This is a genomic window from Nakamurella endophytica (assembly GCF_014646215.1).
Taxonomy (GTDB): Bacteria; Actinomycetota; Actinomycetes; order Mycobacteriales; family Nakamurellaceae; genus Nakamurella; species Nakamurella endophytica.
Genome location: NZ_BMNA01000004.1, coordinates 525,161 through 540,724 on the forward strand (window position 1 = coordinate 525,161; position 15,564 = coordinate 540,724).

Below are 15,564 nucleotides of genomic sequence, written 5' to 3' on the forward strand. Positions count from 1 at the left end.
TCTCAGCCCCTCGGGGCCGGGCCCGGGGCCGCTGCGTCGACCGGATCGAAGAACGACAGCACCCGGTCCCGGTCCACCGCGTCGAGCGTGGCCGGCCGCCAGTGCGGGTCGCGGTCCTTGTCGACGATCACCGCGCGGACCCCTTCGGCGAAGTCCGGCTCGTGGAAGAGCCGGCTGCACACCGCGAGGTCCTGGGCCAGCACCTCGTCCAGCGTCAGCGTCGCCGCCCGCCGGAGCGCCTCCAGCGTGGCGACGCAGGCGGTCGGCGACATGGCCGCCAGCGTGCGGGCGGCCTCCGCCGCAGCCGGGTCCGGGTGCGCGCGCAGCCGGTCGAGCACCCCGGCGACCGTGTCCGCGGCATAGCACTCGTCGATCCACGACGGGTGCGGCGACGGCGGCGGCACGGGCAGCTCCGGCACCACGCCGTCCCGCAACCGGGCCGTCACCGAGGCCAGATCCCCGCTGGTCACCAGGTGGTCGGCCAGCCCCGCGTGCACGGCGCCCGGCCCGTCGAGCCGCGCGCCGGTCAACGCCAGGTGGGCGCCCAGCCGGCCGGGCGCCCGGGCGAGCAGGTGGAGCGAGCCGACGTCGGGACAGATGCCGATGGCGGTCTCCGGCATGCCGACCACGGAGCGCTCGGTCACCACGCGTACCCCGCAGTGCGCCGAGATGCCGACGCCGCCGCCCAGCACGATGCCGTCCATGAACGCCACCACCGGCGTGCGGTAGTGCGCCAACCGCGCGTTCATCCGGTACTCGACGGCCAGGAAGTCCTCCGCCCGCGGCCCGTCGCCGGACAGCCCGGACGCCATCGCGCGCAGGTCCCCGCCGGCGCACAGCCCGCGGTCGCCGGCGCCGTCGACCAGCACCACGGCCACCGTCGGGTCGTCCTCCCAGGCGTCCAGCGCCTGCAGCACCGCCCGGACCGTCGGGATGTCCAGCGCGTTGATGCGGCTCGGCCGGTTCAACGTCAGGTGCCCGAGCCGGCCCTCGACGCGGGCCAGCACCGGAGGTGCCGCCGGAGTCGCAGTGCCGCCCGCCCCGTCCCGATCGCTCACCCCCGGACTGTGTCACGGAGCAGCCGCTCGATGCGATCGAGCCGCTCGGCCAGCGCGGCGACGTCGCCGTGGTCGGCGCCCTGCTTCTCCTGCCGAAGGGTCAGCACGAACTGCCCGGTCGGTTCCAGCACCCCGGCCCAGACGTCGGAGATGTCGTTGCCGTTCTGGATCCGCACCGCGTGGTCCACCTCGGCCTGCCGGATGCCGACGCGGCGCAGCGTGCGGCGCTGCACGTGCCCGTGGTCGACGATCGTCGTCGGGGTGCCCTCGATCCAGCGCCGCCACCACGGCGAGACGTACGCCAGCCGGTCGACGGCGACGTTGGCCAGCACCAGGGTGACGGCGCCGATCACCCCGCCGGTGACCGAGTTGTCGTTGCCAATGATCGCGTTCTGGACCACGTTGGACAGCAGGAACATCACGACGAAGTCCAGGGTGTTCAACGACGCGATCATGCGCTTGCCGGTGAGCCGGAACAGCACGACGATCACCAGGTAGACCAGCACCGTCCGGAGGATCTTCTCGGCGACGGGCACGTCCAGGTGCAGCAGGTCATTCCACATGCGGCGCTCCACGGGTCGGCCGGCTGCGGGCGGCCGGGCTCGGCAGAGCATGCGCCCGGCACCGGCGCCGGCGGGACCGCCCCTCGACCGGACCGCTCAGGCGGGGACGAGATCCGGATCGTCGTCGGGATCGGTGCGCTCGGCGGGCGGGTCCGTGGGGACGCCGTGGCCGGTGTGCGTCAGCGGGTCCGGGTCCCGGGGTTCGCGGTCGCCCCCGGGCGGCCGGCCGACCCGCAGCTGCAGCGTGTCGCCGGCGCGGAGCGCCTCGCCCGGCAGCGGGTCCTGCTCGACGACCAGGCCGGCCGAGTCGTCGGGGACCGGCGTGCCGTCGGGGGCGACCCCGACGACCAGCAGACCGGCGGCCACGGCCACCCGGCGGGCGTCCGCGTACCCGGCGCCGACGACGTCGGGCACCGTCACGACGGTGCGACTCATCCACCGATCGTAGGGCCGCGGCGCCCGGCCGGCAGGTCCGTGCGCTCGCACCGTCGACTCCGCGCGGCGCGCGGCCCCCGAAGAGCGCAGACCCGGTGACGGGCATACCGTGGTCACCGACGGTGGCGGCCCGCCACCGACACGTCGATCGCCGGCGTCGCGCCGGAGGATGAGGCCGGCAGATGAGCGAGCAGCGGTTGGACCGGGAGGGCCGGTTCGTCGATCCGGCGGACACCCACCCGGCCAGGGCGACCGGCATCTCGATCGCGGCGGCGGTCGGCGGCTTCCTCTTCGGCTTCGACACCTCGGTGATCAACGGCGCGGTCGACTCCATCGAGTCGCGGTTCGCGCTCGGCTCCGGGATCACCGGCCTGGTCGTGGCCATCGCCCTGATCGGGTCCGCGGTGGGCGCCTGGTTCGCCGGCGCGCTCGCCGACCGCTGGGGGCGGCCGAAAGTCATGCTGCTGGGCGCCGTCCTGTTCGTCATCTCGTCCATCGGCTCCGGCGTCGCCTTCTCCGCCTGGGACCTCGGGATCTGGCGGTTCGTCGGCGGCCTGGGCATCGGCATCGCCTCGGTGATCGGGCCGACCTACATCTCCGAGGTGGCACCGGCCTCGCTGCGCGGCCGGCTGGCGTCGCTGCAGCAGATGGCCATCGTGCTGGGCATCTTCGTCGCGCTGCTGTCCGACGCGTGGCTGGCCGGCGGGTCGGGCGGGGCCGGCGGCGACCGGTGGTTCGGCCTGGAGGCGTGGCGCTGGATGTTCCTGGTCGGCGTCATCCCGTCGGTCATCTACGGCCTGCTGTCGATCACCATCCCGGAGTCGCCGCGCTACCTGGTCGCCCGCGGCAAGGACCAGTCCGCTGCAGCGGTGCTGAGGCGGGTCCTCGGCGAGACGGAGGAACAGGTCCGCCAGCGCGTGGTGGACATCCGCGACTCGCTGCACCGCGAACGCCGTTCGAGCTTCGCGGACCTGCGCGGCAAGGCCCTCGGGCTGCACCCGATCGTCTGGGTCGGCATCCTGCTCGCCGTCTTCCAGCAGTTCGTCGGCATCAACGTGATCTTCTACTACTCGACGTCGCTGTGGCAGTCGGTCGGCTTCGACAAGTCCTTCTCCTACACAGCTTCCGTCATCAGCTCGATCACCAACGTGGTGGTGACCGTCATCGCGATCCTGCTGATCGACAACCTCGGCCGTCGCAAGCTGCTGCTGATCGGCTCGCTCGGCATGTTCGTCACCCTGGCGATCATGGCCGCCGGATTCGCGCAGGCGACGCTGGTGCCCGGCGACGACGGAGTGCTCCAGCCGCAGCTCAGCGGGTTCTGGGGCGTCGCCACGCTGGTCGCCGCCAACGGCTTCGTGGTGTTCTTCGGAGTCTCCTGGGGCCCGGTGATGTGGGTGCTGCTCGGCGAGATGTTCCCGAACCGCATCCGGGCCAAGGCCATGGCGCTGGCCACCGCCGCCAACTGGCTGGCGAACTTCGCGGTCACCGTGACGTTCCCGCCGCTGCGCGACGTCTCGCTCGGCCTGACCTACGGGATCTACGCGTTCTTCGCGCTGGTGTCGTTCTTCTTCGTGCTCTCCCGGATCCCGGAGACCAAGGGCATGGAGCTCGAGGATATGCAGATGGACTCCGTGGCCCGGCGACCGCGGCGGGCGGTCGCCGGCTGACCGCCCCGGCCACGACGCGCTGACCGGCCGGCCGTCCACCTGCCCGGGTGGGCGGCCGGCCGTCGACCGCCTGGCAGAGTGTCCGGCGTGCTGCGCCTGGCGTTCCTGGAACCGCGGATCCCGCCGAACACCGGCAACGCGATCCGGACCGCCGCGGCGACGGGGTGCCAGCTGCACCTGATCGGACCGCTCGGGTTCGACCTGTCGGACGCCAAGCTGCGCCGGGCCGGCCTGGACTACCACGATTTGGCCTCGGTCACCGTGCACCGGGATCTCGAGACGGCGTGGGCGGCACTGCTGCCGGCGCGGGTGTGGGCCTTCACCGCGCACGCCGAGCTCGTGCACAGCGACGTCCGGTACGCCGACGGCGACGTGCTGCTGTTCGGGACCGAACCGACGGGCCTGCCGGCGGCGGTGCTGGCCGACCCGCGGGTGACCGGTCGCGTGCGGATCCCGATGCTGCCCGGCCGCCGCTCGCTGAACCTGTCGAACGCGGCCGCCGTCGCGGTCTACGAGGCGTGGCGTCAACGGGGGTACCCGGGAGCCGGCCCGGCCGCCGCGGTCCCGGCGGCCACGGAGGGCTGACCGACCCGCACGCCGGGCGTCGCCGGCGTCACCAGCCCCAGGACCCGGGGCCGCCCTTGAACGGCCCGACGACGTCGCCGGTGATCCAGCCGCCGTAGAAGCCGCCGTCCTGCGGCCGCACCGGCTCCCCGTCGACGGTGCACTCGAGCAGCGCGGGCAGGAACGACATGTACCCGGTGATCGAGGCGAACCCCGGCGTCGGCTCCTGGTAGCTCCAGGCCGCCGCAGCCAGCGGCGGGACGTCGGGTCGCAGGACGTCCCAGTACGTGGCCAGGCCCTTCCACTCGCAGACCGTCCCGGCGGCGGCCGACCGCCGCAGGACACCGGGAACGACGTCCTCGACCGGCAGGTACCAGGTCGGCGGGTGGCTGGTCTCGAGCACCCGCACCGCCCGCCGGGAGTCGGCCACCAGCAGGCCGCCGGCGGCGACCCGGACGTGCCTGCTGCTGGGCGACAACCGGGGCGGGCGCGGGTAGTCCCACACGGACTCCTGTCCTGGACCGGGCTGTTCGGGGACGACGGGCGGACGGCGGGCCATGCCCCATGGTGCCGCGCCCGCCGGCCGCCCCGCCGGGTCCTGCGCCGCGGGCGGGGAGCGCGGACGGGGGCGAAACCACCACTTGGCGGCATCCGTCCTGTCGTCTACTCTGCGTAATTGGTCGATCACGACATGCGTTGACGGCCGTGCCCATCCCACACCGTGTCGGGGGACATGCCGTGACTGCTCGCGCCCGTCGTACGCACCGCACCGGCCTCCGGCCGGATGGCGGCCGACCCCGGCTCCACCGGATCGGAACCGTCTGCCTGGTCGGCGCGCTGCTGGCCGGGCTGGCGACCGTCGCGCCGGTGGCGCCGGAGACCGCGGCGGCCGCATCGCCGTCCACGATCGGGCTGAGCAAGACCGGTCCGGGATCGGTCCTGGCCGGGCTGGCCGCCGGCTTCACGCTGCGCGCGACCAACCCCGCGGGCGGCACGGCGGCGCCGGAGTACAACACCTCGTTCCGCGACGTGCTGGCGCCGGGCGTGACCTACCGCGCCGGCTCCACCGTGCCCGCGGACGCCGGTGATCCCACGGTGGTGACCCGGCAGGTCGAGTTCCCCGCGAACAGCGGCCGGACCGTGCCCCAGCAGACCCTGATCTGGTCCAACGTCGCCGACCTCCCGGTCAACGGCGAGCTGACGCTGCGGTACCAGGCGGTGCCGGACGCCGACCTGTACCCGGTCGGCGCGACGTTCGCCAACACCGCCCAGGACTGGGCGTCCACCGATCCCCGCCTGGTGCCCAAGTTCACCAGCGCCGGCGCCCCGGTCGACGGGGCCACCATCGCCGCCGGCCCGGCCCGCACGGTCGAGACGTCCGTCACCGCCATCACCATCGCCAAGTCCGACGACGCCAGCCCGGAGGGCAAGCTGCTGCGCGGCGTCCACGACGACGTCTCGGTCTACTCGCTGCTGGTCACCAACAACGGCGTCGACCCGACGACGGGCATCCAGGTCGTCGACCTGGTGCCCGCCGACGAGGAGTTCCTGGCCTGCGGCGACGTCGACAACTCCGCGGACGTCGAGTACCCGGGCGCACCGACGCTGGGTCAGGGTCGCCGGCCGGCGGACGGCTGCCTGCAGCCGGACCGCGTCGAGACGGTCACCGACCCGGCCCCGCTGACCGGCGTCTGGACCAGGGTCACCTGGACGATCCCGGACCTGCCGGCCAAGGCCACCTACACCCTGCGCTACGCCGCGGCCGTGCCGCTGCGGGCGCAGACCACCGACTTCGGCGGCCCGACGCCGGGCACCGGCGGCGCCCAGGCGGCCGACCTGGACAACAACGGCGGAGCCTCGACCCGGCAGGTCGGCGGCGGGCAGGCCGTGCCGAACACCGCGTCGGTCAGCGGCACCTACACCGGCGCGACGACCGGTGACCCGACCGGCGCCACCGGCACGCCGGTCTCGGACAGCGACACCCTGACCGTCACCGCCAAGGACGTCCGCGTCCTCAAGACCGTGCGCACCGACGGCACCGGCTGGGCCAAGCAGGACCGGTTCGTCGAGGGCGACCTGGCCACCTACCGGCTCGAGGTCGACACCTCCGAGTACACGTCCGCCTCCGACATCGTGCTGACCGACGTGCTGCCCAACGGTGTCTGCCCCGTCGTCACCGCCGACCAGTGGTCAGCCCTGGTGGCCGACCACCCGGTGCTGGCGGGCGTCCAGGGCTGTACCGCGGGCGAGGGCCAGGGCCCGCAGATCGACGACGGCAGCACGATCGGCTACTCGTCCGTCGCCTACGACGAGGCCTCCGGCTCGTTCACCACGACGTTCACGCCGATCGCCGCGCTCGCCGCGCAGTCCACCGTGCTCGTCACCTACCCGGTGCGGATGCTGGTCACCTACCCCGGCGGCTCCGTCGCCGGTACCGACACCAGCTCCGGCGACACCTTCGCCAACACCGCCTCGCTGACCGCCACCACCACGCCCGTCGAGGGCAGCCCGGAGTCCGGCCCGGCCACCGTCACCGACAGCTCGTCGGCCTCGCTGGTCACCGGCGGCCCGCAGATCGCCAAGCTGCTCGAACCGCTGCCGGTCACCCCGGCCACCGACTACTCCTGCGCCGCCGGCGGCTACGTCGACCCGACCGACCCGCAACTGCCCGCCGCCCGCACCACGTTCGCGCTCGGCGACCTGGCCTGCTTCGAGCTGCGCGTGCAGTTCGCCGCCGGCGCCCGGACCCGCAACGCCACGGTCACCGACTTCCTGCCGGCCGGCACCAGCTACGTCGCCGGATCCGCGACGCTGGGACCGGACAACACCGTCCCCGCCGGGGACGTCGCCCTGGACGAGTCCGCAGCCGGGTCCGGCACGCTCACCTGGACCCTGGGCCGCACCGCCGCCGGCGTCCGCCTCATCGACCCCGGTCGGACGTTCGTCGTCCGGATCGCGGTCCGGATCACCGACCCGGCCGACCCGGGCAAGGTCGACATCACCGGCAACCTGATGAAGCTGCGGCAGGAGAACTCCGCCGGCGCGGCCACCTCGCTGCGCGACCGCGTCGACTTCTCGATCGCCCCGGCCATCCCGCTGTCGGTGACCAAGGGTGTGGCCTCCGTCGACGGCAGTCCGGCCGGCGACAATCCCGCGGACACCGACCACCGGCAGGTCCGTCAGGGGTCCGTGGTCGACTTCCGGGTGGACGTCCGGCACGGCGGCACCGCCGCGACGGGCACCGACCGGCCGGTGTCGGACATCGCCGTGTGGGACGTGCTGCCCGCGCCGTTCACCTGCGCCGACGTCCAGGCGCAGGCCGGCCTGGAGTGCCGGGACGCCGGCGCCCTGGGCGACTGGCACCCCGCGGTCACCGGCCGGTCCGTGCTGCGCACCACGCTCGCCGGGCCGGTCGCCGCCGGCGGCACGCTGCGCTGGGACTACCGGGTGACCGTGCCCGAGATCGGGCCGTCGCTCGACCCGGTGAACACCACCTACCTGTCCAGCTGGGTCAGCGACGCCGACGACGGCGCCGCGGGCACCACCTACTACGCCGCCGGCAACATCGACACCGACGTCCCGGCCGCGGACCAGCTCGCCCCGGCCGCGGCCGACAGCTCCGACGTGTTCACCGCCGCGGTGGCCGCCGGCAAGTCGGTCACCAGCGCGATCGCCGAGACCGGCAACAACGGCGCGGGCCAGGCAGCCATCGGCGAGCTGCTGACGTTCACGCTCTCCGCGCGCATCCCCGCGGGGCTGACCGTCCGGTCGGCGAGCCTGTCGGACGTGCTGCCCGCCGGTGTCGAGCTGCGCACCGGCGCGGTGCCGCCGACCGCGGCGCTCGCCCCGGACGCCGCCGACCCGGCCACCACCGAGTCGCTGCCGGACGGCTTCGAGCTCGACCCCGCGACCGGGGTGCTGACGTTCCCGGCGTCGTACACCAACACCACCGCGACCGACCAGCTGGTGCTGGTGTCGCTGGCCGGCCGGTTCACCACCGCGGCCGGCACGCAGGGCAGCACGGTGACCAACCGCGCCCGGCTGACCTGGACGCCGGTCGGCGGCACCGCCACCTCCGTCGACGGAACGGCCACCGCCACCGTCGTCGAGCCGCTGCCCACCCTGGCCAAGACGGTCAGCGCCGGCCCGTACACGGCCGGCCAGACCGTCACCTACCAGCTGACCGCCGGCAACACGGCGGGACGGCCCACCGCCTACGACACCTGGGTCGTCGACTGCGTGCCGGCCGGCCTGACCGTCACCGGGTACGTGGCCGGCAGCCCGTCCCGGGGCACCGCCGACGACCCGGTCGCCGGAACCGGCACGGGCGCCGGCGGCAACGGCTGTGCCGCCGGCACCACCCGCGTCGGGTGGCACACCGGCGACCTGCCGGGCGGCGTCAGCGGCTCGCTCTCCTACACCGCCGTCATCAGCCCCAGCGCGGCCGGCGGCCAGTCGTACGTCAACACCGCCTCGCTGTCGGCCGTGTCGATCCCCGGCACCCCGCGCACCGGCCCGTCGGACGCGGTGCCGGACGGTGCGCGCACCTCCACGGCGAGCTCCGGCAGGACCGTCCGGGTCACCGTCCCGGCGCTGACGAAGACCGCCAGCCCGACGCAGAGCAACGTCGGCGGCACGGTGACCTACACGGTGACCACGACCGTCCCGGCACAGGTGAACCTGTACAACGCCGTGCTGCGTGACCTGCTGCCGGCCGGCCTGGACGCCACCCGGCTGACCACCGTCTCGCTCACCTGCACGCAGACCCCGGGCAGCTGCACCGTGCCGCAGAACGCGCCGACCACCGCGGCCAACGGCAGCTCCGTGCTCGCCACCTGGTCGCTGGGCGATCTCACCGCGCAGCCCGCCGCCCGCACCCTCACGCTCGTCTACACCGTGCCCGTCGCGGACGCCGCGGCGGCCGTCCGCGGCGCCGGCCTGACCAACGGCGCGGCCATCGAGTGGAACACCACCGCCGGGGGCGGCCTGCCGCCGTTCTCCGCCGCCGACATCCCGGCCGCCGGCAAGGTCCGGGTGACGGTCACCGAGCCGGTCGTCCGGGTCGCCAAGACCGTCGACGACACCACCCCCGACCCCGGCCAGGTCTTCCGGTACACCCTGACCGCCGCCAACGGCGGCCAGGCCGGCGACACCAACGTCGGTCCCGCGTACTCGGTCACCGTCCGCGACGCCGTCCCCGCCGGGGTCGTCATCGACCCGACCGGGCTGCCGGCCGGGACCACGCTCACCGGCACCGCCGCCAACGGCTCCGGCGGCACGCTGACCTGGACGATCCCCGGTCCGCTGGCGGCCGGGTCGGCCAACGCGGTGAGCGTCGGCTACCCGGCGCGGCTCGCCCCGTCGGCCACCCTCACCGACGCCGGCCAGCGGAACACCGCCACCGTCACCGACGTCTACAGCCAGCCGTCCGCCGGCGGCCGGCACAGCACGCCGCTGACCACCGCCAGCACCACGGTGACCCCGCAGTTCCCGCGGATCGTCCCGGCCAAGGAGGCCGTCAGCACCGGGCCGGCCTACGCCGGCAGCGCCTTCACCTGGCGCCTCACCCTGACCAACTCCGGCACCGCCCGCGGCTACGGCGTCACCGCCACCGACGTGCTGCCCCAGCACTGGACGTACCGCACCGGCTCGGCCCAGGTGGTCGTCGCCGGGGCCGCGCCGGTGGCGACGGAGCCCTCCGTCACGGCGGCCGCCGGCTCCGACGGTCCCACGCTGAGCTGGAGCGGCCTGGCGCCGCTGGGCGCCGATCCCACGACGTCCGGCCTGGCCCCGGGCCAGAGCGTCGTCGTCACCTTCGACGCCGTGCCCGACGCCGACGCGCCGACCTCGGCCGGCACCGCCGCGGCGAACACCAACCGGGTCACCGCGACCGTCGCGGACGCCACCGGCGCCACCGCGAACGGCTCGGCCGACTACGCCGCCGGCACCGGCACGGCCGTCGCCCGCATCGCCGCCGCCGACCTGCGCCTGGTCAAGACGGCCGGCACCTTCACCGCCGGCGGCACCGGCAGCTGGACCCTGACCGCCAGCAACCGCGGACCGGATCCCGCGGTGGGTCCGTTCAACCTCACCGACACCGTCCCGGCGACGCTGACCCTGCCGGGCGGCGGCACCGGCGCCGCGCTGACCGTGCTCTCGGCGACCGGCACCGGCTGGTCCTGCACCGTCGACCAGGGCACCCGGCGGGTGGCCTGCGGCCGCATCGCCGGCGGCGAGACGCTGGCCTCGGGAAGCTCGTTCCCCGCGGTGACCGTCACCGTCTCGGTGCCGGCCGACGCAGTGTCCGGCTCGACGGCCACCAACGGCGGTGCCGTCGCCGCCCGGACCTTCGACCCGGACACCACCAACAACGCGGCCACCGCGACCGGGACCGTGGCGACCCAGGCCGACCTGCGGATCACCAAGGAGGCGACCGGGACCCTGGTCGCCGGGCGCGACGCCGGCTACCGGCTGCAGGTGACCAACCTCGGCCCGTCCGTCTCGCTCGCCTCGGCCGGCACCCCGGTCACCGTCACCGACACGCTGCCGGCCGGCACCACGTTCGTCTCCGCCGAGGGCACCGGCTGGAGCTGCGCGCCGCCCGCCGGACGCGTGCTGACCTGCACCTGGACCGCGACGCTCGAGGTCAACGCCGCCACCGACCCGCTGCAGGTGACCGTCGCGGTCCCGGCGGCCCGCACCGCCGACGTGGTGAACCAGGCCGCGGTGACGCCCGGCGGCACCCCGGACACCGACGGCCGCGGCGGCGCGAACACCGCGACCGTCACCGGCACGCCGGCCCAGCTCGCCGACCTCGGCGCCGGCAAGGTGCTCGTCGACAAGGCCGGCACCCCGGTCGTCGCCGGCACCGTGCGGCAGTACGCGCTGTCGGTGACCAACCACGGCCCGTCCGACGCCACCGGCGTCACGCTCACCGACGCCCTGCCCGCGCCGCTGACCTACGCCGGCAGCTACACCTCCACCACCGGCAGCTGGACCTGCACCGTCGCCGGGCGCACGGTGACCTGCGCCCTGGACGGCTCGCTGCCCGGACCCGTCGACGGCGTCCCGCAGACCCGCACGGTCACCGTGTCGGTGCGGGTGCCGGCCGGCTACGACACCACCCAGCCGCTGGTGAACACGGTCACCGCCGCGTCGGCCACCACCGACCCGGGACCGACGCCGAACACCGACACCGACAACTCGTCGGTCAGCGCGGAGGCCGACCTCGCGCTGGACAAGACGATCACCGTCGACGCCGTCGCCGGCCGGTCGATGACCTACCGGCTGCAGGCCCACAACCGCGGGCCGTCGGTGGCCGCCGGCCCGACCGTCGTCCGCGACACCCTCCCGGCCGGGCTGTCGTTCGACCCGGCCGCACCGCCCACCGGGGCCGGCTGGACCTGCACGGTCGATACCGCCGACCGGACCGTCGAGTGCCGGCACCCCGACCCGGTGGCCGTCGACGAGGGCGACACCCCGGACGCGGCGCCGATCGACGTGCCGGTGCTGGTCGCCGAGGGCACCCGGGGCCCGGTCGTGAACCGCGCCGCCATCAGCGGCCCGCTCACCGACCCGGACCCCTCGAACGACGCCGTCGAGCGGTCCACCCCGGTCGCCGAACTGGCCGAGGTCTCGATCACCAAGACCGCCGCTGCCGCGACGGTGGTGGCCGGCCGGGACACGACGTACACGCTGACGGTCACCGACGCCGGCCCGTCGACCGCCCGCGGGCTGACCGTCGTGGACACCCCGGATCCGGGCCTGACGGTGACCGCCCTGTCCGGCGACGGCTGGGACTGCGACGTGCCGACCCGCACCTGCACCCGGGACGCGCTGGCCGTCGCCGACGGCCCGTCCGCGATCACCGTCACGGCCAGGGCCGGGGCGGCGGTGCCGGACGGCACGCGGCTGGTCAACCGGGCCGACCTGACGGTGGGCACCCCGCACCCGGCCGGCGACCCGGCCTGGCACGACGAGGCCACGGTCACGGTGGACACCGTGGCCGGGGTGTCGCTGACCAAGACCCACGACGCCGACGCCGACCCGGTGCTGGCCGGTACCACGCTGACGTTCCGGCTCACCGCGGCCAACCGCGGGCCGTCGGACGCGGTCGGGCCGGTCACCGTCACGGACACGCTGCCCGCCGGCATGACCTACCTGAGCAGCAGCGGGCCGTGGACCTGCACCGCCGGCGCCGCCTTGACCTGCACGCTCGACGGCCCGGACGCCCGGATCGCCGCCGGCGGCAGCGCACCGGAGCTGGACCTGCTGGTCCGGGTCGACCCGGCGGTCCGTGACGGTTCGCTGACCAACCGGGCCGACGTGCGGACCGGCACGGCGCAGGACCCGGACGTGCCGACCGGCGCCGAGGACTCCGTCCCCGTCGAGACCCGGGCGGACCTGGCGGTCACCAAGACGCACACCGGCACCGCCGCCGCCGGGCGACCGTTCACCTGGACGGTCACCGTCGCCGACCTCGGGCCGTCGGTGTCCGCGGCCGACGACGACCACCCGATCACCGTCACCGACACCCTGCCGGCCGGCACCACCCTGGTCTCCGGCGGCGGCAACGGCTTCCGCTGCGCCGTCGCGGACGACGACGCCCAGCAGGTGGTCTGCCGGCGCGCCGCCGACCTGGCGGTGGACACCGCGGACACCCCCGCCGCGGTCGCCTTCCCCGTCACCGTGGCCGTCGCGCCGTCGGTCACCGCGCCGCTGACCAACACGGTCACCGTCGCCCCCGGCGCGACGCCGCAGCCCGACGGCACGGAGGCCAACGACACGGCCACCGACACCGCGGAGATCGACGAGGTCGCCGACCTGTCGGTGACCAAGACGCACCCGGCGGGCGAGACGGCCGTCGCCGGCCGGCCGTTCAGCTGGACGATCACGGTCACGAACGCCGGCCCGGCGTGGTCGGCGGCGAGCGCGGCGACGCCCGTCGTGCTGACCGACACCTTGCCGGACGGGGTGACGTTCTCCGGGTCCCGGTCGGACGACTGGACGTGCGCCGTCGACGAGAACGACCCGGCGCAGGTGCGCTGCGTCGCCACGGCGCCGCTGACGCTCGGCGACCACGCGCTGACCCTCACCGGCACGGTCGACCCGGCCGCGCTGGGCGACCCGGGCGACCCGGACGCGGCGGGCACCCTGACCAACGCGGTCGAGATCACCGGCTGGACCACCCCGGACCCGTCGACCGACGACCACTGGGCCACCGACCAGGTGCCGCTCGGCACCTCCGCGGACCTGTCCGTGGTCAAGAGCCACGATGCGGCGGCCGAGCCGGCCGTCCCGGGCCAGCAGTTCACCTGGACGCTGCAGGTCACCAACCGCGGCCCGTCGGTGTCCCGGGCCGACGCGGACCACCTGGTCACGGTGACCGACACGCTCCCCGACGGGGTCGACTTCGTCTCCGGCACCGGCCAGGGCTGGACCTGCACCGCCGACGGGCCGGACGTCACCTGCACCTGGGGCAGCACCGACGACCCGACCGACCTGCCGGTCGGGGACGCCCCGCCGATCACCCTGGTCGCATCGGTCGACGCCGGCACGACGGGCGAGCTGGTCAACTCCGCGACCGTGCACACCGGGCTGACCACCGACCCGGAGCCCGCGAACGACACCTCGCGGGACGCGGCGGTGCCGGTCGGGCCGCAGGCCGACCTGTCCATCACCAAGACCCACGACCCGGCGGCGGTGGTGATCGGCAACCCGCTCGACTTCACCCTCACCGTGACCAACCTGGGCCCGTCGACGGCGACCGGGGTCGTCGTCACCGACACGCTGCCGGTCGGCCTGTTCGACGCCCCGGCCGGCTCGGCCGCGGCGCCCTCGGTCGACGCGCCCGACGGGTGGACCTGCACGGTCGACGCGCCGACGCCGACCGGGCAGGAGCTCCGGTGCACCCTGGCGGGCGGCCTGTCGCCGGTGACCGTGTCCAGCGGCAGCGCCCAGGTGTTCACCGTGCACGCCGCGGTGACCGCTGACGCCTACCCCGAGGTCGCCAACACGGCCACGGTGGACGCCACCACCGCCGACCCCGTCACGGAGAACGACACGGCCACCGACACGGTGACCGTGCCGGCGGTGGCCGACCTCGCCCTCGCCAAGACCTTGACCGGCGGGCTGACCGTCGGCAAGCAGGCGCAGTACCGGCTGACCGTCACCAACGGGGGCCCGACCGCCGATCCGGGGCCGATCGTGGTGACCGACGAGCTGCCGGCCGGGCTGACCGCGGTGGCCGCGGCGGGCACCGGTCCGGCTGCGGACGCGCTCTGCGAACTGGGCGGCACGGTCACCTGCGTGCTGCCGGACGCCCTGGCGGTGGACGACTCGCTCACCGTGGTGGTGACGGTCGACGTCGGCCCGACGGCCTACCCGACGGTGGTCAACACCGCGACGGTCGACTCCCCGGCCGACGACCGCAACCCGTCGAACGACACGGCCACGCTCACCTCGCCGGTCACCCCGGCGGTCGGGCTGGCCCTGGCGAAGACCCTGCGGTCGTCGACGCCGGACGCGGCGGGCCTGCTGCACTGGGACCTGACCGTCACGAACGCCGGGCCCAACGTGTCCGACCGGCCCTTCACGGTCGGCGACACCCTGCCCGACGGCCTGACGTACCGGGGCGCCGAGGCGGGACCGGGCTGGACCTGCTCCGCGGCGGGACAGGCGGTGACCTGCACCTTCGACGGCACGCTCAAGGTCGGGTCAGACGCGACGGTGACCGTCGACACCGCGGTGACCGCGCCGGCCGGGACGGTGCTGACCAACCGGGCGCGGCTGTCCGGTACGGGCGTCACCGTGCAGGTCGCCGGGGCCGCCTACACCGTCCCGCAGACTGCGCCGCCGACACCGCCGACCACGCCGCCCACCACCCCACCCAGCACGACACCGCCCGGCACCACACCGCCCGGCACGACACCGCCCGACTCGGGTACCACGACGCCGGCGCCGGGCACCACCGTCACCACGGTGACCACCGTGCCGCCGGGCGGACCGACCGACACCGGCAGTCCGTCGGCCGGTGGCGAGCTGCCGAACACCGGCTTCGACCTGTGGCCCAAGCTGCTGCTGGCGTTGACGCTGATCGGCGTGGGCCTGGTGGTGACGGCGACCGGACGACGGCGGCCGCGCCGGCACTGAGCCGGCAACAGCCAATATCGAGCTTGCGCCGGGCCGGCACCAGTCGGCGAGCCGGCGCCGATCCGGCGGTGGGCCGGCGCTGGCTCGGCGCCGAGCGTGCGGTGCGGGCCGGTCCGCCGGCCT

Annotated in this window: 7 protein-coding genes; 3 read left to right on the forward strand and 4 right to left on the reverse strand. The window is 75.1% G+C overall.

The annotated features are described in order from the left end of the window. Positions 1 to 2 precede the first annotated feature (2 nt). The 3 genes from IEY37_RS12930 to IEY37_RS12940 all read right to left on the reverse strand — a co-directional run bounded on the left by IEY37_RS12930 (position 3) and on the right by IEY37_RS12940 (position 2,056). Entirely contained in the window at positions 3 to 1,058 is a 1,056-nt protein-coding gene (locus tag IEY37_RS12930) for an enoyl-CoA hydratase/isomerase family protein (RefSeq protein ID WP_188942058.1), read from the reverse strand. Then, positions 1,055 to 1,621: a DUF421 domain-containing protein gene (locus IEY37_RS12935; RefSeq protein WP_188942059.1), complete on the reverse strand. Its 567-nt coding sequence runs from the start codon at positions 1,619 to 1,621 to the stop codon at positions 1,055 to 1,057. The genes IEY37_RS12930 and IEY37_RS12935 overlap by 4 nt, the downstream gene beginning before the upstream one ends. 96 nt (positions 1,622 to 1,717) lie before the next feature. Then, positions 1,718 to 2,056: a PASTA domain-containing protein gene (locus IEY37_RS12940; protein WP_188942061.1), complete on the reverse strand. Its 339-nt coding sequence runs from the start codon at positions 2,054 to 2,056 to the stop codon at positions 1,718 to 1,720. Between the two features lie 182 nt (positions 2,057 to 2,238). On the opposite strand from IEY37_RS12940, the gene IEY37_RS12945 reads away from it, so the two are divergent. Next, entirely contained in the window at positions 2,239 to 3,726 is a 1,488-nt protein-coding gene (locus IEY37_RS12945) for a sugar porter family MFS transporter (RefSeq protein WP_188942063.1), read from the forward strand. Between the two features lie 87 nt (positions 3,727 to 3,813). Next, positions 3,814 to 4,311 (forward strand): tRNA (cytidine(34)-2'-O)-methyltransferase, encoded by a 498-nt coding sequence (locus tag IEY37_RS12950; RefSeq protein ID WP_188942065.1) that lies wholly within the window; start codon positions 3,814 to 3,816, stop codon positions 4,309 to 4,311. Between the two features lie 28 nt (positions 4,312 to 4,339). Here the strand turns inward: IEY37_RS12950 and IEY37_RS12955 are convergent, their stop codons facing one another. Then, positions 4,340 to 4,849, reverse strand: a complete 510-nt coding sequence (locus IEY37_RS12955) for a DUF427 domain-containing protein (protein ID WP_188942067.1) — start codon at positions 4,847 to 4,849, stop codon at positions 4,340 to 4,342. A gap of 308 nt (positions 4,850 to 5,157) precedes the next feature. Here IEY37_RS12955 and IEY37_RS12960 point away from each other — a divergent pair, with 308 nt between their 5' ends. Then, positions 5,158 to 15,441 carry an isopeptide-forming domain-containing fimbrial protein gene (locus IEY37_RS12960; RefSeq protein WP_188942069.1) on the forward strand — a complete coding sequence of 3,428 codons (10,284 nt, stop codon included), beginning with the start codon at positions 5,158 to 5,160 and terminating at the stop codon, positions 15,439 to 15,441. The last annotated feature ends 123 nt before the right edge of the window (positions 15,442 to 15,564 follow it).

Excerpts from the sequence above, each read along its gene's own strand:
- IEY37_RS12935 (WP_188942059.1), bottom strand. The coding sequence starts at position 1,621 with ATGTGGAATGACCTGCTGCACCTGGACGTGCCCGTCGCCGAGAAGATC.
- IEY37_RS12940 (WP_188942061.1), bottom strand. The coding sequence starts at position 2,056 with ATGAGTCGCACCGTCGTGACGGTGCCCGACGTCGTCGGCGCCGGGTAC.
- IEY37_RS12945 (WP_188942063.1), top strand. The coding sequence starts at position 2,239 with ATGAGCGAGCAGCGGTTGGACCGGGAGGGCCGGTTCGTCGATCCGGCG.
- IEY37_RS12955 (WP_188942067.1), bottom strand. The coding sequence starts at position 4,849 with ATGGCCCGCCGTCCGCCCGTCGTCCCCGAACAGCCCGGTCCAGGACAG.